19 protein-coding genes are annotated in these 23,719 nt (G+C 43.8%); 10 read left to right on the forward strand and 9 right to left on the reverse strand.

What is annotated here, in order from left to right; translation table 11 throughout:
• The first annotated feature begins 95 nt into the window (after positions 1–95).
• The 3 genes from ACE1ET_RS15595 (at position 96) to rny (ending at position 2,333) form a co-directional block, all read left to right on the forward strand.
• Entirely contained in the window at positions 96–389 is a 294-nt protein-coding gene (locus ACE1ET_RS15595; RefSeq protein WP_375729350.1) for a hypothetical protein, read from the forward strand.
• Between the two features lie 4 nt (positions 390–393).
• Positions 394–699, forward strand: a complete 306-nt coding sequence (locus ACE1ET_RS15600) for a cell division protein ZapA (RefSeq protein ID WP_375729351.1) — start codon at positions 394–396, stop codon at positions 697–699.
• 101 nt (positions 700–800) lie between these two features.
• Positions 801–2,333 (forward strand): ribonuclease Y, encoded by a 1,533-nt coding sequence (gene rny / locus ACE1ET_RS15605; RefSeq protein WP_375721504.1) that lies wholly within the window; start codon positions 801–803, stop codon positions 2,331–2,333.
• A gap of 87 nt (positions 2,334–2,420) precedes the next feature.
• On the opposite strand, the gene ACE1ET_RS15610 is transcribed toward rny, so the two are convergent.
• Together ACE1ET_RS15610 and ACE1ET_RS15615 are read right to left on the reverse strand one after the other, a co-directional pair.
• A complete protein-coding gene (locus ACE1ET_RS15610; RefSeq protein WP_375729352.1) occupies positions 2,421–3,419 on the reverse strand; it encodes an NAD(P)/FAD-dependent oxidoreductase in 999 nt (332 codons plus the stop codon).
• A gap of 221 nt (positions 3,420–3,640) precedes the next feature.
• The gene (locus tag ACE1ET_RS15615) at positions 3,641–4,900 is read right to left on the reverse strand and encodes a cystathionine gamma-synthase family protein (protein WP_375729353.1); all 1,260 of its coding nucleotides are present in this window, start codon (positions 4,898–4,900) and stop codon (positions 3,641–3,643) included.
• A 140-nt stretch (positions 4,901–5,040) separates the two neighbouring features.
• Between ACE1ET_RS15615 and ACE1ET_RS15620 the strand changes: the two genes are divergently transcribed.
• Positions 5,041–5,502, forward strand: coding sequence for an Lrp/AsnC family transcriptional regulator (locus ACE1ET_RS15620; protein ID WP_375729354.1), 462 nt, complete (start codon positions 5,041–5,043; stop codon positions 5,500–5,502).
• 2 nt (positions 5,503–5,504) lie between these two features.
• On the opposite strand, the gene ACE1ET_RS15625 is transcribed toward ACE1ET_RS15620, so the two are convergent.
• Positions 5,505–6,050 (reverse strand): methylated-DNA--[protein]-cysteine S-methyltransferase, encoded by a 546-nt coding sequence (locus tag ACE1ET_RS15625; RefSeq protein ID WP_375729355.1) that lies wholly within the window; start codon positions 6,048–6,050, stop codon positions 5,505–5,507.
• A gap of 26 nt (positions 6,051–6,076) precedes the next feature.
• On the opposite strand from ACE1ET_RS15625, the gene ACE1ET_RS15630 reads away from it, so the two are divergent.
• The 3 genes from ACE1ET_RS15630 to ACE1ET_RS15640 all read left to right on the forward strand — a co-directional run bounded on the left by ACE1ET_RS15630 (position 6,077) and on the right by ACE1ET_RS15640 (position 11,035).
• Positions 6,077–9,055, forward strand: a complete 2,979-nt coding sequence (locus tag ACE1ET_RS15630) for an FAD-binding and (Fe-S)-binding domain-containing protein (RefSeq protein ID WP_375729356.1) — start codon at positions 6,077–6,079, stop codon at positions 9,053–9,055.
• 90 nt (positions 9,056–9,145) lie between these two features.
• Positions 9,146–9,466, forward strand: a complete 321-nt coding sequence (locus ACE1ET_RS15635) for a single-stranded DNA-binding protein (RefSeq protein ID WP_375721496.1) — start codon at positions 9,146–9,148, stop codon at positions 9,464–9,466.
• 144 nt (positions 9,467–9,610) lie between these two features.
• The gene (locus ACE1ET_RS15640; RefSeq protein WP_375729357.1) at positions 9,611–11,035 is read left to right on the forward strand and encodes a monomeric [FeFe] hydrogenase; all 1,425 of its coding nucleotides are present in this window, start codon (positions 9,611–9,613) and stop codon (positions 11,033–11,035) included.
• Between the two features lie 3 nt (positions 11,036–11,038).
• Here the strand turns inward: ACE1ET_RS15640 and ACE1ET_RS15645 are convergent, their stop codons facing one another.
• From ACE1ET_RS15645 to ubiE, 3 genes are all read right to left on the reverse strand, one after another.
• Positions 11,039–12,589, reverse strand: coding sequence for an NAD(P)/FAD-dependent oxidoreductase (locus ACE1ET_RS15645; RefSeq protein ID WP_375729358.1), 1,551 nt, complete (start codon positions 12,587–12,589; stop codon positions 11,039–11,041).
• A complete protein-coding gene (gene porT, locus ACE1ET_RS15650) occupies positions 12,589–13,290 on the reverse strand; it encodes a type IX secretion/gliding motility protein PorT/SprT (RefSeq protein ID WP_375729359.1) in 702 nt (233 codons plus the stop codon). The genes ACE1ET_RS15645 and porT overlap by 1 nt, the downstream gene beginning before the upstream one ends.
• Before the next feature lie 80 nt (positions 13,291–13,370).
• Positions 13,371–14,108 carry a bifunctional demethylmenaquinone methyltransferase/2-methoxy-6-polyprenyl-1,4-benzoquinol methylase UbiE gene (gene ubiE / locus ACE1ET_RS15655; protein ID WP_375729360.1) on the reverse strand — a complete coding sequence of 246 codons (738 nt, stop codon included), beginning with the start codon at positions 14,106–14,108 and terminating at the stop codon, positions 13,371–13,373.
• A gap of 121 nt (positions 14,109–14,229) precedes the next feature.
• Between ubiE and zwf the strand changes: the two genes are divergently transcribed.
• The 3 genes from zwf to ACE1ET_RS15670 all read left to right on the forward strand — a co-directional run bounded on the left by zwf (position 14,230) and on the right by ACE1ET_RS15670 (position 17,429).
• Positions 14,230–15,756: a glucose-6-phosphate dehydrogenase gene (zwf, locus tag ACE1ET_RS15660; RefSeq protein WP_375729361.1), complete on the forward strand. Its 1,527-nt coding sequence runs from the start codon at positions 14,230–14,232 to the stop codon at positions 15,754–15,756.
• A gap of 10 nt (positions 15,757–15,766) precedes the next feature.
• Positions 15,767–16,507 carry a 6-phosphogluconolactonase gene (pgl, locus tag ACE1ET_RS15665; protein WP_375729362.1) on the forward strand — a complete coding sequence of 247 codons (741 nt, stop codon included), beginning with the start codon at positions 15,767–15,769 and terminating at the stop codon, positions 16,505–16,507.
• Between the two features lie 118 nt (positions 16,508–16,625).
• Positions 16,626–17,429, forward strand: coding sequence for a lysophospholipid acyltransferase family protein (locus ACE1ET_RS15670; RefSeq protein WP_375729363.1), 804 nt, complete (start codon positions 16,626–16,628; stop codon positions 17,427–17,429).
• 292 nt (positions 17,430–17,721) lie between these two features.
• On the opposite strand, the gene ACE1ET_RS15675 is transcribed toward ACE1ET_RS15670, so the two are convergent.
• The 3 genes from ACE1ET_RS15675 to ACE1ET_RS15685 are packed head-to-tail and all read right to left on the reverse strand — an operon-like array spanning position 17,722 to position 23,717.
• Positions 17,722–18,177: a ferritin-like domain-containing protein gene (locus ACE1ET_RS15675; protein WP_375729364.1), complete on the reverse strand. Its 456-nt coding sequence runs from the start codon at positions 18,175–18,177 to the stop codon at positions 17,722–17,724.
• A gap of 11 nt (positions 18,178–18,188) precedes the next feature.
• On the reverse strand, positions 18,189–21,884 hold the full coding sequence (locus tag ACE1ET_RS15680) for an FAD-dependent oxidoreductase (RefSeq protein ID WP_375729365.1): 3,696 nt from the start codon (positions 21,882–21,884) through the stop codon (positions 18,189–18,191).
• Positions 21,885–21,938: 54 nt separating this feature from the next.
• Positions 21,939–23,717, reverse strand: a complete 1,779-nt coding sequence (locus tag ACE1ET_RS15685) for an NADH-ubiquinone oxidoreductase-F iron-sulfur binding region domain-containing protein (RefSeq protein WP_375729366.1) — start codon at positions 23,715–23,717, stop codon at positions 21,939–21,941.
• Positions 23,718–23,719: the final 2 nt, after the last annotated feature.

Here is a 23,719-nt window from a genome sequence, read left to right on the forward strand (position 1 = left end):
AAATATAAAGGCATATTGCATTTTTTGAAAAATTAGGTCAATTAATTTTTATTTTGACGTTGCTTAACTATTTTTGTAAGTGATTAATTCTTAAAATGACCGACGAACAGGCTATATTGCTCAGGGATCTGAAAGAAAAAATATCCGTTTTAAAGGGGCAATTGACAGAGCTTAAAAAATCGTATAAAACGTTAAACGAAGAAAACGTCGCATTAAAAACAAGCCTGTCTGAAGCAAATGAGAGGTATGATGAATTAAATCACAATCACGAGATGTTGAAAATATCCAGGGCTTTTTCCGGAAGTGATGAAGAAAAAGAAGGTTTAAGGAAAAAGATTGGATTGATGGTGCGGGATATTGATAAGTGTATAGAGCTGTTAAATGAATAACGAAATGGGTGACGAGAAATTTAACATCCATTTGAATGTAGCCGGAAAATACTATCCACTCAGGATTCTGAGAAAGGATGAAGAAAAGTTTAGAAAAGCTGCGAAACTCATAACCGATAAGGTGTTAAAATATCGGGAAAGTTATTCAGAGGGGGAAGAACGGGATTATTTAGCAATGGCAGCTGTCGACCTTGTGTCGGAGCTGGTTGATTTAAAGAACAAAAAAGACATAAATCCTATTGTAGAGGAACTACGGGATCTGAACGCAGAACTCGAAGATTTCCTTAAGAATGACGAACAGCATTCATAAAGAAGATATTTTATCAACGATAACGCATCATTTTAAGACTGTAATCATTACGGTCTGAGAATGGTGCTTTTTTTATATATAAACATTAATAAAATGTAACAATGGAGTCATATTTAATAGGTATTGGAGCGTTTCTTGTGGGCGGTTTAATATCCTGGGTCATGATCCAGCAACTCCTGAAATCAAAGACTTCCAAGATTATCAAGGAAGCCGAACAGGAAGGAGAAGTGATCAAAAAGGATAAGATTCTTCAGGCAAAAGAAAAATTTTTGCAGCTGAAGAGCGAACATGAGAAACAGATAAATGCCAGAAACAATAAGATGCTGGCTGCGGAAAACCGCATTAAAGATCAACAGAAAGATGTTCAACGTAAAAACGATGAACTGAACCGTAAAAGTAACGAACTGGATGCCATACGTACCAATCTGGATCAGCAACTGGAAATAGTTGATAAGAAACAAACAGAGCTGGAACGCATGCATAAACAGGAAGTGGAACACCTGGAAGCTATTTCAGGATTGTCTGCTGAAGAAGCCAAGGAGAGACTGATTGAATCGTTGAGGGATGAGGCCAAAACAAACGCCATGTCACTGATCAACGAAATTATGGACGAAGCACGGATGACCGCCAATAAAGAGGCGAAAAAAATCGTTGTTCAGACCATTCAGCGTGTTGCTACAGAAGCTGCCATCGAAAATTCCGTGACTATTTTCCACATCGATTCTGATGAGGTAAAAGGACGAATCATTGGCCGTGAAGGACGTAACATCAGGGCACTAGAAGCAGCTACCGGCGTGGAATTTATTGTAGACGATACACCGGAAGCCATCGTACTGAGTGGTTTTGATCCCGTACGCCGTGAGATTGCCCGTCTGGCATTACACCAGCTGGTGTCTGACGGAAGGATTCACCCTGCACGTATCGAAGAAGTTGTAAACAAGGTACGCAAACAGATTGAGGAGGAGATCATTGAAACCGGTAAACGCACAGCGATTGATCTCGGTATTCATGGACTGCATCCCGAACTTATTCGCCTGGTCGGAAAAATGAAATACCGTTCTTCTTACGGACAGAACCTGCTGCAGCACTCGCGTGAGACAGCTAACCTCTGTGCTATCATGGCATCAGAACTAGGGCTGAATCCGAAAAAAGCAAAACGTGCCGGTCTCTTGCATGATATCGGAAAAGTGCCGGATGATGAGCCGGAAATGCCACACGCCGTATTCGGTATGAAGCTGGCTGAGAAATATAAGGAAAAACCGGATGTGGCTAATGCCATTGGTTCACACCACGATGAGGTGGAAATGACCACCTTGCTGGCGCCTATCGTACAGGTTTGTGATGCTATCTCAGGCGCACGTCCGGGTGCCCGTCGTGAAATTGTAGAAGCTTATATCAAACGACTTAAAGACCTGGAAGATCTGGCACTTTCCTATCCAGGTGTCACCAAAACATACGCTATTCAGGCAGGTCGTGAATTGCGTGTAATTGTTGGAGCTGACAAGGTTTCGGATAAAGATTCTGAAACGTTATCATTTGATATTGCCAAACGTATTCAGGATGAACTGACGTATCCGGGACAGGTGAAAATCACTGTTATCCGTGAAACACGTTCAGTAAGTTACGCTAAGTAAGCAATTAAATATTCATTATAGTTTAGGAGGTTGTCGAAAGGCAACCTCTTTTTATTTGGATGAACACGATTCAATGTCGCACTCCCACTACAAACTTTTTACCAGTTCATTTGCAAAATACGGCGCCAGCATCACTCCTTTGGTGCCAAGCCCGTTAAAGACAGCCAGTTGCCTGTATATACCGTGAATCTGATACACTGGTCTCCGGTTTGCCAGTGTTGGCCGTATTCCCGCATTATGCTCAATGATGCTGAATTCCGCATCCGATATCGCTTTGAATTTCCCGACCAGCGTTTCCCTGCCCTCCTCAGTCGGTTCTTCTGTCAGGTCCTTCCACTCATAGGTGGCACCAACCCTGTAGCGATGATTGCCCAGTGGCAGCACAAATCCGTTTTTATTGACCGCAAAATCCATGTCCAGTTCACTCTCAATGGTCAGAACTTCACCTTTGGTCAGTTTAAACGGCAAATCGCTGAACCACGGATTATGTATGGCGTGGCTCCCTTCACAAAATATAACCCGATCATAAACCTTGTCTCTGAAATGTGCATTACGCTCTTTTAATTCAATCTCAGAATAGTCCAGATCATCAATAATCAGTTTTCCTGAGGATTTCAGGTAATGTCCGAAAGCATCAAGATACGTGTTGATATCCACATATCCGGCACCAAAAACCTCTCCTGCACCAAAAGGTGTTTTAAGGTAATTCTGGTTCAGATCATTCAAAAGATTCTGCGACAGATATGGTTTTGTGTCCTCCGATCGGGAGCGCTTCTCCCAGAATTCAGCTTCCTCCTTTCCGAATAGTTTATAATACTGCACCGGATGATAGAATTCTGCATTGAGCTTTTCCTCAAGCTTCCTGTAGAAAGTTTCAGCATAAGGCAGAATCGTGTCAGCCATCCATGTTTTCAGCAGTCTCCTGAATACAATGGGATTGAACATGCCTGCTGCAACACGTGATGAGCTGGATTTGGAAGGGGAAGTGATGACCGTATAATCTGCTTTTCTTTTCTCCAGATGTGCCGCAACGGCAGCACCGGCCAGACCAAAACCAACGACCAGTATGTTATGAGAATCGGGCATATCTTTTCGTCAACTCTTTTTTGTTGTAAAGATTACAACAAGCTATCCTGGAAATGGTTGTAGTTTTTGAATTTACCACATAGTCCATACAAGGTTTCGAAACTCCCTTTCCACGTGTCGCAGAAACATTAGCGGAGTCTCAAGCGGATTCAGGAGCAAAAAAAGGGACTGCCTGCCGGCAACCCCTTAACACTAACTCCAAAATCAGGAAAACATCCTTCCTAAATCATATCTAACGATTGCTTAATATCCCATATGATATCTTCATAATTTTCCACACCAACAGACAACCTGACCATTTTGGGTGTTACACCCAGCTGTTTTTTAAATTCCGGATCAACACCGGCATGGGTCATGCTATAGGGATGCTGTACAAGGCTTTCGGTACTCCCCAGGCTCACCGCCAGCTTCATCATTTTCAGATTATTCAGAAACTTAAATGCCTCTTTTTCGCCGCCGGCAATATCAAATGATAACATTGCACCCGGTGCAGTGTACTGTCGTTTATAAACCTCATAGATTGCTGAATCGGGACGTATTAACCCCGGATAATACACTTTTTCAATTTTAGGATGACCCACCAGAAAAGCCGCTACCTTCTGAGCATTCAGCGTCTGTGCCTCCATTCTGACTTTCAGGGTTTCGAGACTGCGCATCAGCAACCATCCCGTCCACGGACCTGCCATATTTCCAAGGTAGGTACGCAAATGACGAATCTGTTTCATCAGTTGTTTTGAACCTAAAACCGCACCGGCTATCACATCGCTGTGGCCCCCGATGTATTTGGTTGCAGAATAAATCACAAAGTCGGCACCATGTTTTAACGGATGCTGCCACAGTGGTCCCATATAGGTATTGTCCACAGCAAGAAGCGGCTCATTCATTTTTGTCTTAAAATGATCCCCTACAGCCTTGCAACACGAAATATCCAGAATATCGTTGGTAGGATTAGCCGGTGTTTCAATGAAAATCAGTTTCAGCCGTTCTGGTTTACCGGTAGCTTCCACAAGTTTTATCAGCTCATCCTTGCTCATGCCTGCATGAAATCCAATGCAGGTAATGTCCAGTCCGGGTAAAAAATGATGAATCAGGTGATCTGTCCCACCATAAGTCGGGGAGCTGTAAAGCAAAACGTCTCCGGGTTTCAGCAGGGCAAGAAAAACCGTACTGATGGCCGACATGCCGCTTTCGAATACGGCACAATCCTCGGCCTCGTCCCAAAGGCAAAGCCGGTCCTCCAGAATTTCTAGATCGGGATTATTCAGCCGGCTGTAGATGAGTCCGGGTTCTTCCTCATCTTTGGCTTTTTCACGCAAACCAACGGCAAGTTCAAAATACGCTTTACCTGCTTCTGCATTTTTAAAAACAAAGGTAGAGGTCTGAAAAATCGGACACTTGATTGAACCTTCTGAAAGAGCAGAATTATACCCGTAGGACATCATCTCACTCTCGGGATGAAATTTATGATTTGATTCTGACATTTTTATTTTAAATTTAATCAATACAGGAAATTTAAAGGATGTCATTTATCATTAAAGTATTTTTTCCGTACTTTTAAACTTTATAAAGTAATTGTTAACTATCTTGCTTTCAAATTCAATATTAAAACGGAAAATTTCCCATGATAACACTCGATTCCACGGATAAAATCATTCTGCAAATGTTGCAGGAGGATGCCAAACGCAATGTAAAGGAGATAGCTGCAGCCCTTAAAATGTCAAAAACACCCATCTATGAACGCATCAAACGGCTGGAAAAAGAAGGGATCATCTTAAAGTATGTAGCATTGGTTGACAAGAAGAAACTTACAAATGCCATGGTGGTTTTTTGTTCCGTATCGCTGGATGTACAAAAAAGGGAGGAACTGCATAAGTTTAACGAAGCCATTTCTAAAATACCTGAAGTAGTGGAGTGCTACCTGATGGGTGGAGCTTTTGATTATATGCTGAAGGTGATCGTCAGCGATCTTGAAGCCTATCATATTTTCTCATCCGACAAATTAGCCGTTCTGCCAAATATCAAACAGATTAAAAGTTTTTTCGTTTTAAATGAAGTTAAATACAGTACGGCTGTTCCGGTTTAACTTCAGTCAAACAGTGGAAGTTCATTTTTATGAAGGTCTTTTGATTCCAGCAACAACAACCTGCGTTTAGTCTCCAGACCTCCCGCATAACCGGTCAGTTTTCCGTTTTGCCCGACAACCCTGTGGCAGGGAACAATTATGGAAATGGCATTTGCACCGTTCGCAGAGGCTGCCGCCCGAATGGATTTTTCATCGCCCAGACTTTTAGCCAGATCCAGATACGTGATGGTTTCTCCAAACGGAATGTTTAACAAGGCCTTCCAAACACGCTTTTGAAAACCGGATCCAACAAACCTCACTGGAATTTCAAAATCTTTTCTTTTCCCTTCAAAATACGCCTCAAGTTGTTGAATCGTTGCTTTAATCACGGGTGTTTCTTCCGTTTTAAACTCTGCCTGTAATCCGGTTATTATCCGTTCATCCACGGCCTGGCGCATCTTCCGGTAGCGCCAGTCGCACAGACAAAGATCGCCATCAAATGATCCTAAAATCAACTCCCCGAATGGTGATCTGTAGTATGAAACGGATATATATTTTTCAGCGTCCATCAACAGAATAAAATTAGCGCTTATTTTTGAAACCGGTTCATCCGAAACACGACAGATTTACAATTTTATTGAATTTGGATTATATTCGTGGTACTAAACGCGGAGACATGACGGATGCATTGCAACAACTCAGGGAAGAAATAAAGGGAGATGTACATTTTAACGACGTCTGGCGGTCGCTTTATGCAACAGATGCATCATCATACCGCGAAAAACCTCTGGCCGTTGTCATCCCTGAAACTGTCGATGATATCAAAAAAACCATTGCCTTTGCCAACACCCACAAAACATCTGTTATTCCAAGGGCTGCCGGAACATCACTTGCAGGCCAGGTGGTTGGGTCAGGCATCGTCATCGACATCTCCAAACATTTGAACCGGATTCTTGAGTTGAATACTAAAGAACACTGGGTAAAGGTTGAACCGGGTGTAAACCTGGCCGAACTTAATATGCATCTCAAACCTCACGGTCTGCAGTTCGGACCCGAAACGTCCACTGCCAACCGGTGCCGCGTGGGCGGTATGCTGGGAAATAATTCCTGTGGTCTGCATTCCCTTATTTATGGCAGTGTGCGAGACCATATTCTTGAAGTGGATGCCATTCTTTCTGATGGGTCAGAAGTAAAATTTGAACCCCTCGACCAACAAAGGTTTGAGGCAAAGCTTCATTCAGAAAACAGCCTTGAACGCTCAATTTATCAGAACATCCAAAAGATACTGACTGATCCGGAACTAAAACAGGAAATAAAGGATGCCTATCCACTGGAAGAGGTTCACCGGCGAAATATGGGATATGCTCTTGACTTTTTAACGGAAACCGCACCATTTGAACCTACAGAAACACCCTTTAACTTCTGCAAGTTACTGGCAGGATCCGAGGGCACTCTGGCCTTTACAAAATCCATGAAGCTGAACCTTATCCCGCTGCCTCCTAAGGTAAAGGGTGTGGTGGCAGCTCATTTTAATTCACTTGAAGAGGCTTTAAAGGCCAATATTATTGCATTACAATATCATCCCGGTGCGGTTGAGATGATGGATGATATTATCATTAAGTGCACCGAATCAAACATTGAACAACGCAAAAACCGCTTCTGGCTGGAAGGGAACCCAAAGAATGTTCTCGTTATTGAATTCGCCCGCGAAACCGAAAAGGAAATCCGGGATGTGGTGGATAAGATGACCGCAGAACTAGAGAAAAACGGTTATGGCTATGCCTTTCCGCTGATCTTTGGGGATGATAAGATAAAACGCGTCTGGGATCTGCGTACTGCCGGTCTTGGTCTGTTGTCCAATGTAGAGGGTGACCGCAAAAGCACTACCGTTATTGAAGATACTGCAGTAGCACCGCGCCTGTTGCCGGATTACATTAACGAATTTCAGGCGGTACTGGATAAATATGGTTTGCAGTGTGTGTTTTATGCCCATGTTGGATCAGGGGAGATTCATCTGCGTCCCTTGCTGAACCTGAAAGTGGAGGAAGACAGGCAGCTCTATCAAACCATCGCTGAAGAGATTGCAAAACTGGTAAAAAAATACCGTGGTTCGCTCAGCGGTGAACACGGAGACGGACGCTTACGCGGGCACTTTATTCCGTTTATGTACGGCGATAAAATCTATCGTCTTTTTAAGGATATCAAACAAACCTGGGATCCGAACAACATCTTTAACCCGGGGAAAATAGTGGATGTTCCACCCATTACAGAAAGCCTGAGGTATCTGCCTTCCAATCGTTATCCGGAAATTGAAACCGTAAGCGATTTCACACCGGTGAAAGGATTTTTAAGGGCCGTGGAAAAATGCAACGGATCGGGAGATTGCCGTAAAAGTGAGTTTATTGGAGGTACCATGTGCCCGACCTATATGGCTACCCGCGATGAAGATAAATCCACCCGGGGACGGTCAAATCTACTAAGGGAACATATGCACCACAGCACTAAAGCAGATCCTCTTGATCAACAGGAACTTTACGATATTCTGGATTTGTGTATATCGTGTAAAGCCTGTAAATCTGAATGCCCGGCGAATATTGACATGGCACGTTTCAAAGCCGAATTCCTGCAACATTATTACGATATTCACGGCATTCCGTTTCGTTCAGGAATGATTGCCTACCTTCCGGTTATGAACCGCCTGATCTATCCGGTCCGGGAAATGGCCAACCTGGTTCAAAAAACAACGGCATTCAAAAAACTCATGGGATTTGCTCCCAAACGAACGCTCCCTATGGTGAAACGTCAGCTTACCTCGCGCGTCCGTCAAACCACTAATTCAAAAGACAAGCTGGTATACTTTTACGCTGACGAGTTTACCAACATGCAGGAACCGGAGACCGGTCTCTCAGCCATTGCACTGCTCAACAAACTGGGTTATCATGTGGTGATACCAAAACTTCGGGACAGCGGCCGGACTTACATCTCAAAGGGCTTGTTGCGAAAAGCCAAGCAGCTGGCAACAGACAACATCATGCTGCTGAAAGATCTTATTTCATCCGATCATCCGTTGATCGGTCTGGAACCCTCCACCATCCTGTCCTTCCGGGATGAGTATCCTGAACTTGTGGATAAGCATTTGCAGGATGATGCTAAGAAAGTTGCCGGATACACCATGCTGTTCGAAGAGTTTTTTATGCGTGAAGTAGAAGCTGGTCGTATTTCAAAAGCATCGTTTTCTGCTGAACCCAAAACCATCAGATTGCATGGTCATTGTCAGCAAAAAGCGGTGGCTTCTACTACGCCGACCTTACAGATGCTCTCTTTTCCTGAGAATTACAGCGTTGAAGAGTTTAAAACCGGATGCTGCGGCATGGCCGGATCATTCGGTTACGAAAAAGAACATTATGACCTTTCCATGCAGATCGGCGAAATGATATTGTTTCCGGAGGTTCGCAAAAGCAATGAGGAAACGATATTGGCAGCACCCGGAACAAGTTGCCGCCATCACATTAAAGATGGAACCGGAAAATCTGCCCTCCACCCAGTGGAAATCATGTTAAGTGCCTTAAAATAAGCTATCTTATTCTTTCAGACTTGACTTTTAGGCAAAAAAAACGTAATTTGTCTAAGATAATTTATTTACCAAAACCTAAAACAATTCATCATGTTTAGACTACAATTAAATGGTGTACTTGGCACCGATGCCGAAGTTCGTGAAGTTGGCAAACGCAAAGCCATTAATTTCAGTGTTGCTGTTCATAAGGAATACAAAGATTCCAACGGCAATAAAGTTGAAAAAACAGACTGGATAAAAGCGGTTATCTGGAAGAGTGAAAAACAAAGCACTAAAATTGCCGAGTACCTTAAGAAAGGCAAAAGGGTTTATGTGGAAGGCGAACCCAGTGCCGATGCCTTTATCACTAAAGATGGCGATGCTGCCGGTACACTAAATCTTATTGTCAGGGATATCGAATTAATGAATTAATTTCTCCTGATTAGACTTTAAAACCGCCTGATCCGGCGGTTTTATTTTGATACATTTCTAAATAAAGAAATTTTTCTTTAATTTATTTCCGCCAGTCAAAAAACTGTTCTACTTTTGCAGCCTCAAAAATAAGGGACAAAGAAAATGGCACATACAAGTAATACGATGATCATCCGCAGGGAGTTGCTGAGCAGGATCGTCCGGTTGCATTATGAAGGGGTTTTAGAGCAGGAGATTGACCGCATACCATTAAAGATGGCACCTAAAAACAGTGCCGCTTCCCGCCGTTGCTGCATCCATAAAGAACGCGCCGTCATTAAGTATAAATCGTTCCCCTTACTGGGGTTCACCACAGCACAGGAAGAAGATGAACTGACACCTTTATCGGAATATGCACGTCAGGCTTATCTCCGCGAGAAACCATCAGAAGAAATTCTGACAGTGGTGGATGAAGCCTGCACCAGTTGCATAAAGGCACAATACGTGGTGAGCAACATGTGCCGTGGCTGTGTGGCCCGTCCATGTGTTATGAACTGTCCGAAAGATGCCGTCTCCATGAATAAAAGCGGGCAGGCAGAAATTGATACCGATAAATGTATCAACTGTGGCATATGTCAGAAGGAGTGTCAGTATCATGCCATAATTTACCAGCCAATCCCCTGTGAGGCTGCCTGCCCCGTGGGAGCCATCTCAAAAAACGAAAATAAGATTGAAGAGATCGACCACAGCAAATGTATTTACTGTGGCAAGTGCCTGCAGGCCTGTCCATTCGGATCCATATTTGAAGTGAGCCAGATGATTGACATTCTGCGGGATATTGACCGGGATGATGCATTGACAGCCCTGTTTGCACCTTCCATTCACAGTCAGTTTTCACTCACCACCGGACAAATCCATAACCTGTTTAAAATACTTGGGTTTAAGGATGTGGTTGAAGTAGCTGATGGTGCCGTTCTGACCACAGAACACGAAGCAAAAGAATTCGGAGAGAAGATGGCAGAGGGGCAACCTCTGATGACCACCAGCTGTTGTCCGGGCTACATGGAAACCGTAAAAAAGCATATCCCGCAATTAATGTCCTTTGTGTCAGAAACACCATCACCAATGGCCTATGCTGCAAAAATTGCACGGGAGAATAACAAAAGCTGCAAAACTGTTTTCGTCGGCCCCTGCATCGCAAAGCGCAAAGAAGCTGCCGACAATCAGGATGTGGATTATGTGTTGTCCTTTGAGGAACTTAACTCCATCATTGTGGCACTTGGTATTGACCTGGGCGAAATCCCCGATGATGAAAGCAAAAACAACAAACGAACCGTCAACCGTGGTTTTGCTATGAGCGGAGGCGTACTGGCTGCAGTAAAATCTGTAAATAAGGATGTAGAAATTCGCGATATGGTTATCAATGGTCTGGATAAAAAAAGTATTGCTGTGCTGAAAGCTGCAGCCAAAGGAAAAGCCGAAGGAAACTTCATTGAGGTGATGTGTTGTGAAGGTGGTTGTATAGCCGGGCCGGGAGCTCTGGGTGAAGTGAGAGCCAATAAACGCCTGTTCGAATCCAACCTGAAGTAATACTCAGCCCATTCGGGCAGCCAGTGCTTCAGCGGCGTTCTCACCATCCATGGCTGATGACACAATACCTCCGGCATAGCCTGAACCTTCTCCGCAGGGATAGAGGTTTTTAATGGAAACATGTTCAAAGGTTTCCCTGTTTCTGGGTATTCGAACCGGGGAAGAAGTCCTTGATTCCACTCCGGCTATCAATGCTTCATTGGTCAAAAATCCCCTCGTTTTGTTATCGAATTGCCGGAATCCCTGTTGTAACCTGTACCGGATTGATTTGGGCAACCATTCGTGCAAAGGTGAGGGCAGTAATCCAGGAACATACGACGACGAAGGCAGCGATTTGGAATGTCGGTTCTGCACAAAATCATCCAGCCGTTGTGCCGGTGCAACCTGTGTCTGACCGCCCGATTCAAATGCTTCTTTTTCCAGATTCTCCTGGTAATCCAGCCCTTTTAGCGGTTTGCTATCAGAACCAATATCTTCAGGACGGACTTCGACAACGATTCCCGAGTTAGCCCACCTGGAGTTTCTCAGAGACGGTGACATACCGTTGACTACCACTTCGCCCGGTGATGTAGCTGATGGGACAATAAAACCGCCGGGGCACATACAAAATGAATACACACCCCGTTCTGATACCTGTGCTGTTAAAGCATAGGATGCTGCAGGCAAATAGTCGCCTCTGCCTTTGGGAGAATGGTACTGGATCTGATCTATCAGTTCCTGAGGGTGCTCAACACGAACGCCCATGGCAAAGGTTTTGGATTCAAGCAATACCTGGCTCTGATCCAGAAAACGGTACACGTCCCTTGCAGAATGACCAGTTGCCAGAATCACGGGGCCGGTATATTCATTTCCATCATGAGTACGGACGCCTTTAACGGTATTATCTTCCAGAATTAATCCGGTGACTTTCGAACTGAAATATACTTTCCCTCCCGCATTTTCAATGGTAGCACGAATATTTGTGATTACGGCCGGCAGTTTATCTGTCCCGATATGCGGGTGTGCATCAATCAGGATATCTGTGGTAGCACCATGAAAGCAGAGGACTTCAAGAATGCGTTTTACATTCCCGCGCTTCACGCTGCGTGTGTATAATTTCCCATCCGAAAAGGTTCCGGCACCGCCTTCCCCGAATCCGTAGTTGGAATCCGGATCAACAACATGCGACCGGTTCAGGGTTGCAATATCGCGTTTGCGTTCAGCCACCTTCTTTCCACGCTCAAGTACTATGGGTTTCAGTCCTTTCTCAATGCAGCGCAAAGCAGCAAACAATCCGGCTGGACCGGCGCCCACAATCACAACCTGCTTCCCATCATGTACATCAGGATATTCAAATACGGGAACGACATCATCCTTGGGTTCCTCGTTGATATAAAGACGCACATTAAGATTGATCCAGATGGTACGCTGACGGGCATCAACGGAGCGTTTTAATATTCTTACATGTGTAATTTGATTCGTGTCTACACCAGCCTTCCGGGCTGCAGCTCTCCTGTACAATTCAGCCGTGGCGGCCTCCTTAGGAGAAACTCTGAGCTGGATATCCCGGATCATTATTCAAAATTAAACGAAATGATAAATAAGCGGGAATAGAGGTTACTGATAGCATTTGTATAACGGGGATCATAGCCTTCTGTCGGCGGTCTGTCGTGCCACAGAACATCATTAAACCCGATGGCAAAACGTACTTCCAGACCAAACCTGAAATAGGGCAGATAAAAATCGGATCCAACACCCATTTCAAAATAATAATCCACGGGATTGAGCACAATATCGTCTTTACGGCTTCGGGCCAGATCGAACCTTACATTCGGGCCGAATACCAAATAAGGCTTGGCATTTCCGTCGCGAAGTGCTTTATATTTTATCAACAAAGGTGTTTCAATAAAAGTGGATTTTACGGAAATCGGTGATTCCCTTAATACACCAGACTCGGTTATAAAATTCATATCCCGTTGCCCGAATGAAATTCCCGGAACAAAACGCAGGTTCATGAATTTATTCAGACGTAAAGATGATATAATTCCCACATGAAATCCGGGATTTAGTGAAGATTGATCAGTAAACCAAATGTTGCCATCTCCATCCGGAACGCCGGAATGCACTGATGTAAAGTACATAAAGTTTGTTCCCAGTGTGAACCCGAAATGCAACCTGTCCTGGTCGAATGTAGGAAGGTTTTCAACCACTTCCTGCCCCCGGACCTGAATGGCCAGGACCAAAAGGACCAATATGCCTGTTAGTTTTCGTATCAAAGTATGATGTTTATGATTGTAAACGAATTCAATGCAAAAATATTCTAAAAGTCAGTGAGTTAAAAATATTTAAACTTTTATTATTTCACACCCGTATATAGCGAGGCGATCCCGAAGGTTAGTTTTCGTTGTTTTCTGTCTTTAAGCCCGGCATTTTTCATCAGGTTAAGAAAACCTTCTCCCTCAGGAAATGCATCCACCGATTCGGGCAGGTATGTATAAGCCCTGTTATCGCCGGAAACAAAGCGACCAAAAAACGGGATCAGATGAAAGGAATAAAACCGATAAAGCTGTTTCACAGGGAATGCTGTCGGTTTGGAAAACTCAAGAACGGCAATGGTTCCGCCTTTTCTAACCACTCTTGTCATATCCTTTAATCCCACAAGAGGATCCTGAAAATTACGGATTCCGAAACCTACTGTCACCACATCAAACGTATTGTCCTTAAATGGCAGATTTTCCGCATCACCGGTAGTAAATTCCATGTCACAGTTCAGGTTGCGCTTCTCTTTTTTCTCCCTCGCAACAGCCAGCATCCCTTCCGAAATATCAGCACCGGTCACTTTTCCCGATGTTATTTTTGCCAACTGAAAAGCCAGATCACCGGTTCCGGTCGCAATGTCCAGCACCTGCTCAGGTTGAACCTGCCTTAATGTCCGAATCACCCTTTTGCGCCACAGACGGTCAATTCCGAATGACAAAAATATATTTAGAAAGTCATACTTCTTTGAAATATTATCAAACATGGAAGCTACTTCCTCTTTTTTTGTCCCCTTTTCACCATGATATGGTGATACAACTTTTTTATCCTCTTTCATGCGTCACAAAGATAGAAAAATGTTTAATTTCAACTGATTTTAAACAAGCTATAAGCAATTGATATACTAAACATAAAATGGTGCTTGCTTGTTTAGGTTCTGAACGTAGAATAAAATAAAAATGGAAAACAAACCCGAATCGCACATACTCGTAATATTTGGAGCTTCCGGTGACCTGACTCACCGTAAATTAATGCCTGCTATTCACGACCTATACGAACAGGAGTTTTTATGTGAAAACTTTGCCGTTCTGGGCGTTGGGCGTACCGAAATGAAGGATGAATCGTTCCGTGAATCACTGGTAGAAGGCATCACCAACTTTTCACAGGTAAAACGTGAAGATGTGGATAAATTTCTGCTACAAGTGCATTATCAGTCCATCGACACCAAAAATGCAGACGATTATGCCGTTCTGAAGGAACGAATTGAGAAAATAGCCAAAGCGCACGGCATCAACGGCAACATTATTTTTTACCTGGCAACACCACCGGGTATGTTTGAGCCGATCTCAAAGAACCTGAAATCACAGGGGCTGCACAAAGAAAAGAATGGAAATTTCAGACGCATCATTATAGAAAAACCGTTTGGACACGATCTGTCTTCAGCCAAAGAGTTGAATAACAAACTAAAATCGGTATTTAAAGAGGACCAGATTTACCGTATCGACCATTACTTAGGGAAAGAAACGGTACAGAATCTTTTGGTTACCCGTTTCTCCAACAGCATTTTTGAACCGCTATGGAACCGGAATTTCATTTCACATGTTGAGATTACGGCATCCGAAAGCCTGGGAATTGGTTCACGTGCCGGTTACTATGACCAATCCGGTGCTTTGCGGGACATGTTCCAGAATCACCTGCTGCAGTTGCTCACATTTGTGGCCATGGAGCCACCAACGGTGATTGATTCTGAGAGCATTCGTAACGAAAGTAAAAAAGTGCTTCAGGCTGTGAGGGCTATCGATAAGGATAATATGTACAAGCATGTCATTCGTGGTCAGTATACAGCATCAAAAATTCGCGGAGAAGAAGTAAAAGGCTACCGACAGGAAGCAGGCGTTGATCCGCAAAGCCGTACAGAAACCTATATCGCTGTCAAACTTTTCATTGATAACTGGCGCTGGGCAGGTGTGCCTTTTTATGTCAGATCGGGTAAAAGGCTTCCAACGCGGGTGACAGAAATTGTGATCAACTTTAAACATACACCTCACCATCTGTTTCACCGGAACCAGTCTATTGTGCAATCACCAAACCAGTTAATTATAAGAATTCAACCGGATGAAGGTATTTTGCTTAACTTTGGTATGAAATTGCCGGGAGCAGGTTATGAGGTAAAAAATGTAGGAATGGATTTCCATTATTCGGATCTGAGCCAGGTATATTTGCCGCAGGCTTACGAAAGGCTGTTGCTTGATTCCATGATGGGAGACAGTACGCTGTTCTCGCGTGGTGATAATGTGGAAGAGGCCTGGGATATTGTTCAGCCAATTATTGACAGAATGAATGACGACCCGGACTTCCCTCTATTTGGGTATCCGGCAGGAACCTGGGGTCCAAGAGAAGCAGAAGGATTAATTGATGCCGAGGGACAGACGTGGCGATTCCCGTGTAAAAATCTCTCAAACAGTGATGAATACTGTGAATTATAATACTCAAGCCATGAGAAAACGTAACATCAATGGCCATAACATCTATATCTTTGAAACGCCTGAAGTCGCTACCACGTGGATGGCGGATCAGATTGTAGAGGACGCCTCAAAAATTGACGCGGGGAAATACAATGTGGCTTTATCCGGTGGATCAACACCATCTCTGCTTTTTTCTGCACTTGCAAAATCAGACCCTAACGCCGTTTTTCTGAGAAATCTGAATTGGTTTTGGGGAGACGAACGCATGGTTTCTCCCGACGATGACCAAAGTAATTACAAGGATGTGAATGAACGGTTATTTTCAAAAGTTCCCATTAGCTTTTCACGGGTTTTTCGCATTCGCGGTGAAGAAAACATATGCAAAGAACGCATTCGTTATATAAAAGTCATCGACAGCGTATTACCCAAACGCAATGAATATCCGGCATTCGATCTGATGATCCTTGGACTTGGAACAGACGGTCACACTGCATCTATCTTCCCGAACAACATGGATCTGCTTATGTCTCACGATTGGGTGGAAATTGCCAAACACCCTGAATCAGGTCAGTTCCGCCTAACGTTAACTGGCGAAGTACTGAAAAATTCCTTTCGGGTGGTATTTCTGGTAACCGGAGAATCCAAAGCGGAAGTATTAAGTGACATTGTGAATAAAAAAGGAAAATTCAGGGAATATCCAGCGGCTTATGTGAAACCCCGCAGCGGCAATCTTCTTTGGATCATTGATGAAGCAGCAGCTTCCAGACTTTAAAAATGTCAGATTTTATATCTTCCAACTAAAAGGATTATCAACCTGAAAGTTTGGTTTTTATGTCATCCTTATTTTTGTTTCCGTCAATCCGTTTATCTTTGTAAAAAAATCCTGAAAAGTGGAATCTGATTATAAAAGATGGACTTACTTCTCTGGTAAAGTTTACGAGACACCTGAAACAAAAAAACGCAAATTCTGGGACAAACTGGTTTTGGGAACACGTATTTATTTTGTGCTTCGTTATATCCGCACAATTAATGTCAACGCCAGAAAAGCTTTGGCCGGCGTATACGACCGGGAAGCATGGGCCGAATCGAGTATTGACATCCGGAACCTTACCGAAGATTGTGGCGCCAGGTATAATATATCCGGTCTTGAGAACCTGCATGAACTCGAAGGGCCGGCAGTATTTGTGAGTAATCATATGAGTACACTGGAAACCATGGTTTATCCCGGCATTATTGCACCCGAAATGCCTGTAACCTTTGTAGTAAAAGAAAGTTTAATGACTGCTCCTTTATTTGGTCCGGTGATGCGATCACGGGAACCGATAACCGTAAAACGGGAAAATGTGCGGGAGGATTTAATGGCTGTGATGTCGCAGGGACAGGAAAAGTTGAAAGAAGGCATATCGATTATTATTTTTCCGCAAAGCACACGTACCGTTAGTTTTAACCCGAAAGAGTTTAACAGCATGGGCATCAAGCTGGCTCAAAAGGCGAAGGTAAAAGTTGTGCCTATGGCCATAAAATCTGATTTCTGGGGAAACGGAAAACTGATCAAGGAGTTTGGTAAGCTAAATCGTAAAAAGACAGTTTTTATTGAAATAGGTAAACCATTTGCTGTAAACGGAAACGGAAAAGAAGATCATGAAAGAGTAACAGCCTGGATCAGTGAACGCCTTAAACAATGGAGCACATAATTCAGTTGCGGATTATGGATGCTTTAGTATCTCTTATTATAACATGAATTAATTTGCCTGAAGGGTAAACTTATTTTAGCCCGGGGTATCACCCCGGGAATTCAAATACAATGTAAATCAAGGCCGGAGATCGAATCTTCAAATTAAACAAAATCGAATCAAGGCCGCATATCTGATCTGTCTGGGAATATGATGACGTAGACAGCAGCCTGCGCCTAACCTTGGGACAAAAAACAAAAAAGGCGCAAATTATAAATCTGCGCCATCCTGTATTTTGATATTCCTTTAAAGCTTAGTTTTCACGGTACACCAGATCATCGTACTCAATTTCGAAACGAAGTTTATGCTTGCTTTCTTCCTGGGCCAGATCAAGGAATACATTTTTCAATTCTTCAGTTGGCGCTTTATCGGCCAGAGCCATATATAAACGAAAAGCTGCTTTTTCCTTATTCATAGCCACAACCAGCGCCTGTTCATAGCTCATTTCCGGTTCCACTTTCACGCGCGCCACATAATCACTGATTTTCAAATCCGTGATCTCTGCTTTTTTGTAATGTTTAATCCCTTCTTCTTTAATCTTAAGCAACCGCACCTTGTGTGTCACCTCTTCTTTGGCAAACTCTTCAAAAACTGCTTTCATATCCCTGGTTTTCGCCTTTGAAGCCAGTTCCGCATAAAATTCTACGGCTTTCTGTTCTTCATCCATGGCAAAGTCCAGAATCTCATCTATGGTGTTAAATGTTTTCATCACTTAAATCTTTAATTCAGGTTGTTTTGAAATTCATCATCAAACCTTTTAACCAGCCCATCACATCCATACTCAAACAAGCGGTTATAGTTATCATTTTGCGTGTGTGTAAATTTATGCAATTCTGATGAATCGGGTGAAGGAAGTAAGGCAAAAAGTTCCATCCGGATTTCATCTATAGTTGCAGGAGTATCTACATTCAGCGCTTTCAAAATGCCGTTTATCTGCTCATAATTTTCAACCAGTCCAGCCTTATCAATCGCTTTATCAAGCTGCTGAATGATTCGTGCACTATTGGAGAAACTTCCTGTAGTTTCCAGCGGAGCCGAAGCCGGTAATATCAGATCCGCATTATCTGCTGTGTCCGTCATAAAATAATCCTGAACCATGATAAAGTCAGCCTCTTTAAACCAGTTTTTCACCTGTTTGCTGTCGGTGGCACATCCTACCGGATCTTCTCCAAAAATATAGAAGTTACGGAACGCATTCCGGTTCAGTAAAGACAGATTTGTCTCTTCTACCTTTTCCGGCAACTGATCAATTCGCCAGGCAGATGTCATTTTTTCATTCAACTCAGGATCATCGATGGCAACTGCTCCAATGCCCACTTTGTTGCACACACCCATATCGAATAAGCCCTGAGCATTATTCTTTTCTTTCAGAGCCACCAGTCCGCTGGCAGATTTGCCCAGTTTTCCGGTAATCAGTGCAAGGTTATTCAATTCGAAACTACAGTTAGCCGAAACCTGTTTTTCCGAGAATATCAGGATGGCGTTCATCTCCTCGTTGTAGGTTTTGGCAAAAGACTTAACGGCATTAGCTGTTGTTCCAGCCTGTTTTAGCAACTGATCAAAATCTTCCTTCAGCAACGACTCCTTGTAAACTTCGAATCCTGTCGTGTTATCCTTAATATAAAAGGCATTATGCATTCCGGAAGAAAGCAAATATTGATTCACTGCTTTTACAAAATAATAATATGAATCAACCTTTACCTCCTTATCCACCTTGGCTTTCATGCTGTGATCCGTTTTAGTGGTTACATACGTCACCGGAACATTTTTTATAGCCCGTGCATTCTGAACCATAAATCCAACCACGGCATGATCGTTATTCAGTTCTGATCCCAACACATAAATTGCTGAAGCATGCTGGATCTGCTCGTAAGGTACATTCGCTTTAAAATTCTGAATATAACCTGTACCGCCTCCCAGATAATGGAAATTATTTACGTGATTGGTTTTTGCACCTGCCCGTGCCAGTTTCTGAACCAGATACTGCTCTTCGTTGGTCAACCGTGCACCGGCATAAAATGCATTAGCCTGATCCGGCATACCTTCCTTAATCTTCTCACCAATGATCCGGTACGCTTCATCAAAAGATATTTCTTTAAATGAACCATTTACTTTCAGCAATGGTTTGGTGATCCGTTCTGCATCGTTATAAAACCGATAGCCAAATCGCGGATATTTACAGATGTTGCCATCCGGATTGGCTGGGCCTTTGGCACCTTCTGTTTTCCAGACAAAACCTCCCTTGTCCAGAACGGATAGCTTACATCCCACACCGCAATAATTACATACAGTTTCGGAACGATCCAGTTTTACAGGTCCCGGCTTAAACGTTACATTTTCAGTAATAGCACCGGTTGGACAGGTAGAGATGCACATGCCGCACGATTCGCAGGTGGATTCGGTGAGACTGTCGCCCATGCTCGGGGCTACAAATGTTTTAAATCCACGTTCCACCAGCCCCAATGCTTTGGCCCCAACAACTTCGTCGCAGATACGTACGCATCGTGCACACAATATACATTTGTTATTGTCGATCTCAATGTACGGATGCGAAAAGTCCACTTTATATTCTGCATAATCACCATTAAAACGGTTTTGATCAGCCCCATACTGCGTGCTGTATTTTTTCAGGTCGCAGGTAAAATATTCGGTACAACCACATTCCAGGCAACGGCTGGTTTCGTGCAGCGCCACCTTTTCTCCGGCATAACCCAGTTCCACTTCATTAAAATTCAGACGGTCCTCAGGATCGAGTACCGGCATTTCTTCACGTGTCTGGCTCGCAAATTTCCCTATATATTCTTCTTTAACCTGTGGTTTAAAATTATCTTTTTTACTGATGAACTCAAACGGTTCAGGTTCGATAGCTTCATTCATCAAAAACTGATGGCAACTGCGTGATGCTTTTTTTGCCTGTGCAATGGCTTCAATAATTGTTGCAGGTCCTGTTACACCGTCACCGGCAGCAAATACTGACGGGATACCGGTCCGCAAAGTCTCTTTATCTGCCACAATATCGCCCCAGCGATTGATTTCCAGTTCACCTTCCGAAGCAAATTCATTGATATTGTCTATGAATTCCACCTGCGTTTTCTGTCCGATGGCAGCCAGAATATAATCCACATCCAGATCAAAATCCGACCCTTCCACCGGAACCGGCCTGCGGCGACCTGATGCGTCCGGTTCTCCCAGTTCCATGCGTAGCAGAGTCATGGATTTTACATTTCCGTTAGCATCCTTGTTGACCTTTTTCGGGTTTGTAAGGAACAGGTACTCCACACCTTCCAGTTTGGACTCATGAATCTCAATCGGGTTGGCCGGCATCTCCTTTTCAGTTCGTCGGTATACCACATATACTTTATCTGCACCGCACCGCATGGATGTTCGGCAACAGTCCATGGCCGTATTTCCACCGCCAACCACAGCAACCGTTTTGCCTTTAAAATCGTAACGCTGACCGGTAACTTCCATATTTTTCAGAAAGTCAATTCCGGGATACACATTCCCGGCATCATCGCCTTCGCAGCCAATCAGCGTTCCCTTTTGTGATCCTATGGTCAGTACCACAGAATCGTAGTTTTCTTTCAGCGTTTCATAGCTCAGATTATCACCTAACTTTTGATTGTAAAAAATCTTTGCGCCAAGTTCCGTGATGGCAGCCACTTCTTTATCCAGTATATTATTGGGCAGACGATACTCCGGAATACCATAGCGCAACCAACCTCCCGACTGAGGCGCTGCTTCGTAAATATCGCACTGATGTCCTCTGCGCTGCAAAAACCAGGCAGCTGATAATCCGCCAGGGCCGGCACCAATAACAGCCACTTTTTTGTCTGTTGGTTCAGCCACATCGCCTACATAACGGGTTAGGGACTGCAGATCCATATCAGATGCAAAACGCTTCAGATAATCAATCCCAACCGGTGCCCCTTCGTCCAACAGGTTCCTGCGGCACGCCACTTCACACGGACGCACACATACGCGACCACAAATGGCAGGCAGCGGATTCACCTCCTTGATCAGCTCTACTGCCTCATTGTATTTTCCTTTTTCAATCAGCGAAATATATCCCTGAACGTCTACTCCTGCAGGACAGGTCTGCTTACACGGCGCCACACAATCGGCATAGTGATTACTCACCATCAGATCGAGTGCTGTTTTGCGGGCTTTCTTAACCTTTTCGTTTTCGGTATGGATCACCATCCCCTCTGCAGCTCTGGTTGAACATGACGGCTGCATATTGCGCATTCCCTCAATCTCCACCACACACACAAAACATGAGGAGAACGGCTTTAACCTCGGATCATGGCATAAAGTAGGGATAGAGATTCCATTACGTTTCGCCACATCCAGAATGGTTTCCCCTTCTGTAGCTTTAACCGTTTTTCCGTTCAGTATGATATTTATTGTTTTCATTTTCTATTAGAATCAAGTATCAAGACACAAGAATTAAGATTTTGCATCATGTTATTATGATAATTTGATGGCATCGAATTTACATTTACTGTAGCACATGCCGCACTGAATACACTTATCCTGTATGATATAATGCATCCCTTTCTTTTCACCCTCAATAGCATCTGTAGGGCAATTACGTGCGCAGAGCGTACATCCGGTACAGTTGTCTTCTATCACCGTATAGGTTAGCAACTGCTTACAATTCAGCGCCGGACATTTCTTTTCAACAATGTGTGCCTCGTACTCATCACGGAAATATTTAATGGTTGTCAGCACAGGGTTTGGCGCTGTCTGCCCTAAACCGCACAATGAGTTTTCCTTAATCTGAACCGCCAGTTCTTCCAGCTTTTCAATGTCGCCTTCTTCTCCGTTTCCTTCGGTAATGCGCGTCAGGATCTCCAGCATACGGCGTGTCCCCATACGACAGAACGTACATTTCCCACAGGATTCTTTCACCGTAAAATCAAGGAAAAAGCGGGCCATATCAACCATACAGGTGGTCTCGTCCATGATCACCATGCCACCTGATCCCATGATGGCACCGGTTTTATTCACCGAATCGTAATCCACAATGGTATCACCCAGATAAGCAGGAATACAACCGCCCGAAGGACCTCCCAACTGAACAGCCTTAAATTTTTTCCCATCCTGAATACCACCACCCAGTTTGTAAATAATATCGTTAATGGTAATGCCCATTGGAACCTCAACCAGACCACCATTATTAATCTTTCCCGTTAAAGCAAACACTTTGGTCCCCTTGCTTTTTTCAGTTCCGTATTTGGCATATTCAGCCGCACCATTCAGGATGATACCCGGAATATTTGCCCAGGTTTCCACATTGTTGATGTTGGTCGGCTTTTTCCATAACCCTGCTTCGGCCGGAAAGGGTGGACGTTTCCGTGGCATTCCCCGTTCACCCTCAATGGAAGCGATTAGCGCCGTTTCTTCTCCGCATACAAATGCTCCTGCCCCTTCTTTTACATAGATATCAAAATCCAGTCCTTCAACCCCAAAAATGTTTTTCCCAAGATAACCTTTACTCCTGGCCTGTTCAATGGCAATATTCAGGCGTTTGATCGCCAGCGGATACTCTGCACGACAATAGATGACACCTGATTTAGCCTTGATGGAAAAACCGCCAATGATCATTCCTTCCAGTACAGAATGCGGATCACCTTCCAAAATGGAACGGTCCATAAATGCACCCGGATCACCCTCGTCGGCATTGCAGATAATATATTTTTGTTCGGATTGATAATTCAGCGCAAAGCGCCATTTCAATCCGGTAGGAAAGCCGCCACCACCTCGTCCGCGAATTCCGGAGTCCAGAACTTCCTGAATAACCTGTTCAGAAGTTTGGCCTTCTTCAAGAATTTTTTTAATGCCCTTATAACCACTATTCTGTTCGTATTCTTCAATGTTTTCCGGATCAATTACACCACAACGCTTAGTTACAAGCTTGGTCTGATGATTTAGAAAATACTCTTCTGCGGTATTGTACAAATCGCTTTTTACGATGTATTCCTTTACCGGTTCATTGTTGATGATATGCTTATCAATAAGCTCAGCTACCTTTTCCTCGGTAATTTCACCATACAAATGATGACCTGAAGCATCAATGACCTCCACCAATGGTTCCTTGTAGCACATCCCCACACAACTGGTTTTGGCCAGTTCAAAATCCAGCTTTTCAGCCTCCTTCAATTGCTGCAGTTTACTGTAGACTTTGGATGCACCTGCAGCAACACCGCAACTGCCTAATCCGACTATGACTTTTGTGTTCTGCATGG

This window comes from Quyinboa mangrovi, from assembly GCF_042219825.1.
Lineage (GTDB): Bacteria > Bacteroidota > Bacteroidia > Bacteroidales > UBA5342 > JBHJHP01.

What these genes read in the sequence shown, in the direction of transcription:
- ACE1ET_RS15595 (WP_375729350.1), top strand. Translation starts at nt 96, where the DNA reads ATGACCGACGAACAGGCTATATTGCTCAGGGATCTGAAAGAAAAAATA.
- ACE1ET_RS15600 (WP_375729351.1), top strand. Translation starts at nt 394, where the DNA reads ATGGGTGACGAGAAATTTAACATCCATTTGAATGTAGCCGGAAAATAC.
- rny (WP_375721504.1), top strand. Translation starts at nt 801, where the DNA reads ATGGAGTCATATTTAATAGGTATTGGAGCGTTTCTTGTGGGCGGTTTA.
- ACE1ET_RS15610 (WP_375729352.1), bottom strand. Translation starts at nt 3,419, where the DNA reads ATGCCCGATTCTCATAACATACTGGTCGTTGGTTTTGGTCTGGCCGGT.
- ACE1ET_RS15615 (WP_375729353.1), bottom strand. Translation starts at nt 4,900, where the DNA reads ATGTCAGAATCAAATCATAAATTTCATCCCGAGAGTGAGATGATGTCC.
- ACE1ET_RS15620 (WP_375729354.1), top strand. Translation starts at nt 5,041, where the DNA reads ATGATAACACTCGATTCCACGGATAAAATCATTCTGCAAATGTTGCAG.
- ACE1ET_RS15625 (WP_375729355.1), bottom strand. Translation starts at nt 6,050, where the DNA reads ATGGACGCTGAAAAATATATATCCGTTTCATACTACAGATCACCATTC.
- ACE1ET_RS15635 (WP_375721496.1), top strand. Translation starts at nt 9,146, where the DNA reads ATGTTTAGACTACAATTAAATGGTGTACTTGGCACCGATGCCGAAGTT.
- ACE1ET_RS15640 (WP_375729357.1), top strand. Translation starts at nt 9,611, where the DNA reads ATGGCACATACAAGTAATACGATGATCATCCGCAGGGAGTTGCTGAGC.
- ACE1ET_RS15645 (WP_375729358.1), bottom strand. Translation starts at nt 12,589, where the DNA reads ATGATCCGGGATATCCAGCTCAGAGTTTCTCCTAAGGAGGCCGCCACG.
- ubiE (WP_375729360.1), bottom strand. Translation starts at nt 14,108, where the DNA reads ATGAAAGAGGATAAAAAAGTTGTATCACCATATCATGGTGAAAAGGGG.
- zwf (WP_375729361.1), top strand. Translation starts at nt 14,230, where the DNA reads ATGGAAAACAAACCCGAATCGCACATACTCGTAATATTTGGAGCTTCC.
- pgl (WP_375729362.1), top strand. Translation starts at nt 15,767, where the DNA reads ATGAGAAAACGTAACATCAATGGCCATAACATCTATATCTTTGAAACG.
- ACE1ET_RS15675 (WP_375729364.1), bottom strand. Translation starts at nt 18,177, where the DNA reads ATGAAAACATTTAACACCATAGATGAGATTCTGGACTTTGCCATGGAT.
- ACE1ET_RS15680 (WP_375729365.1), bottom strand. Translation starts at nt 21,884, where the DNA reads ATGAAAACAATAAATATCATACTGAACGGAAAAACGGTTAAAGCTACA.
- ACE1ET_RS15685 (WP_375729366.1), bottom strand. Translation starts at nt 23,717, where the DNA reads ATGCAGAACACAAAAGTCATAGTCGGATTAGGCAGTTGCGGTGTTGCT.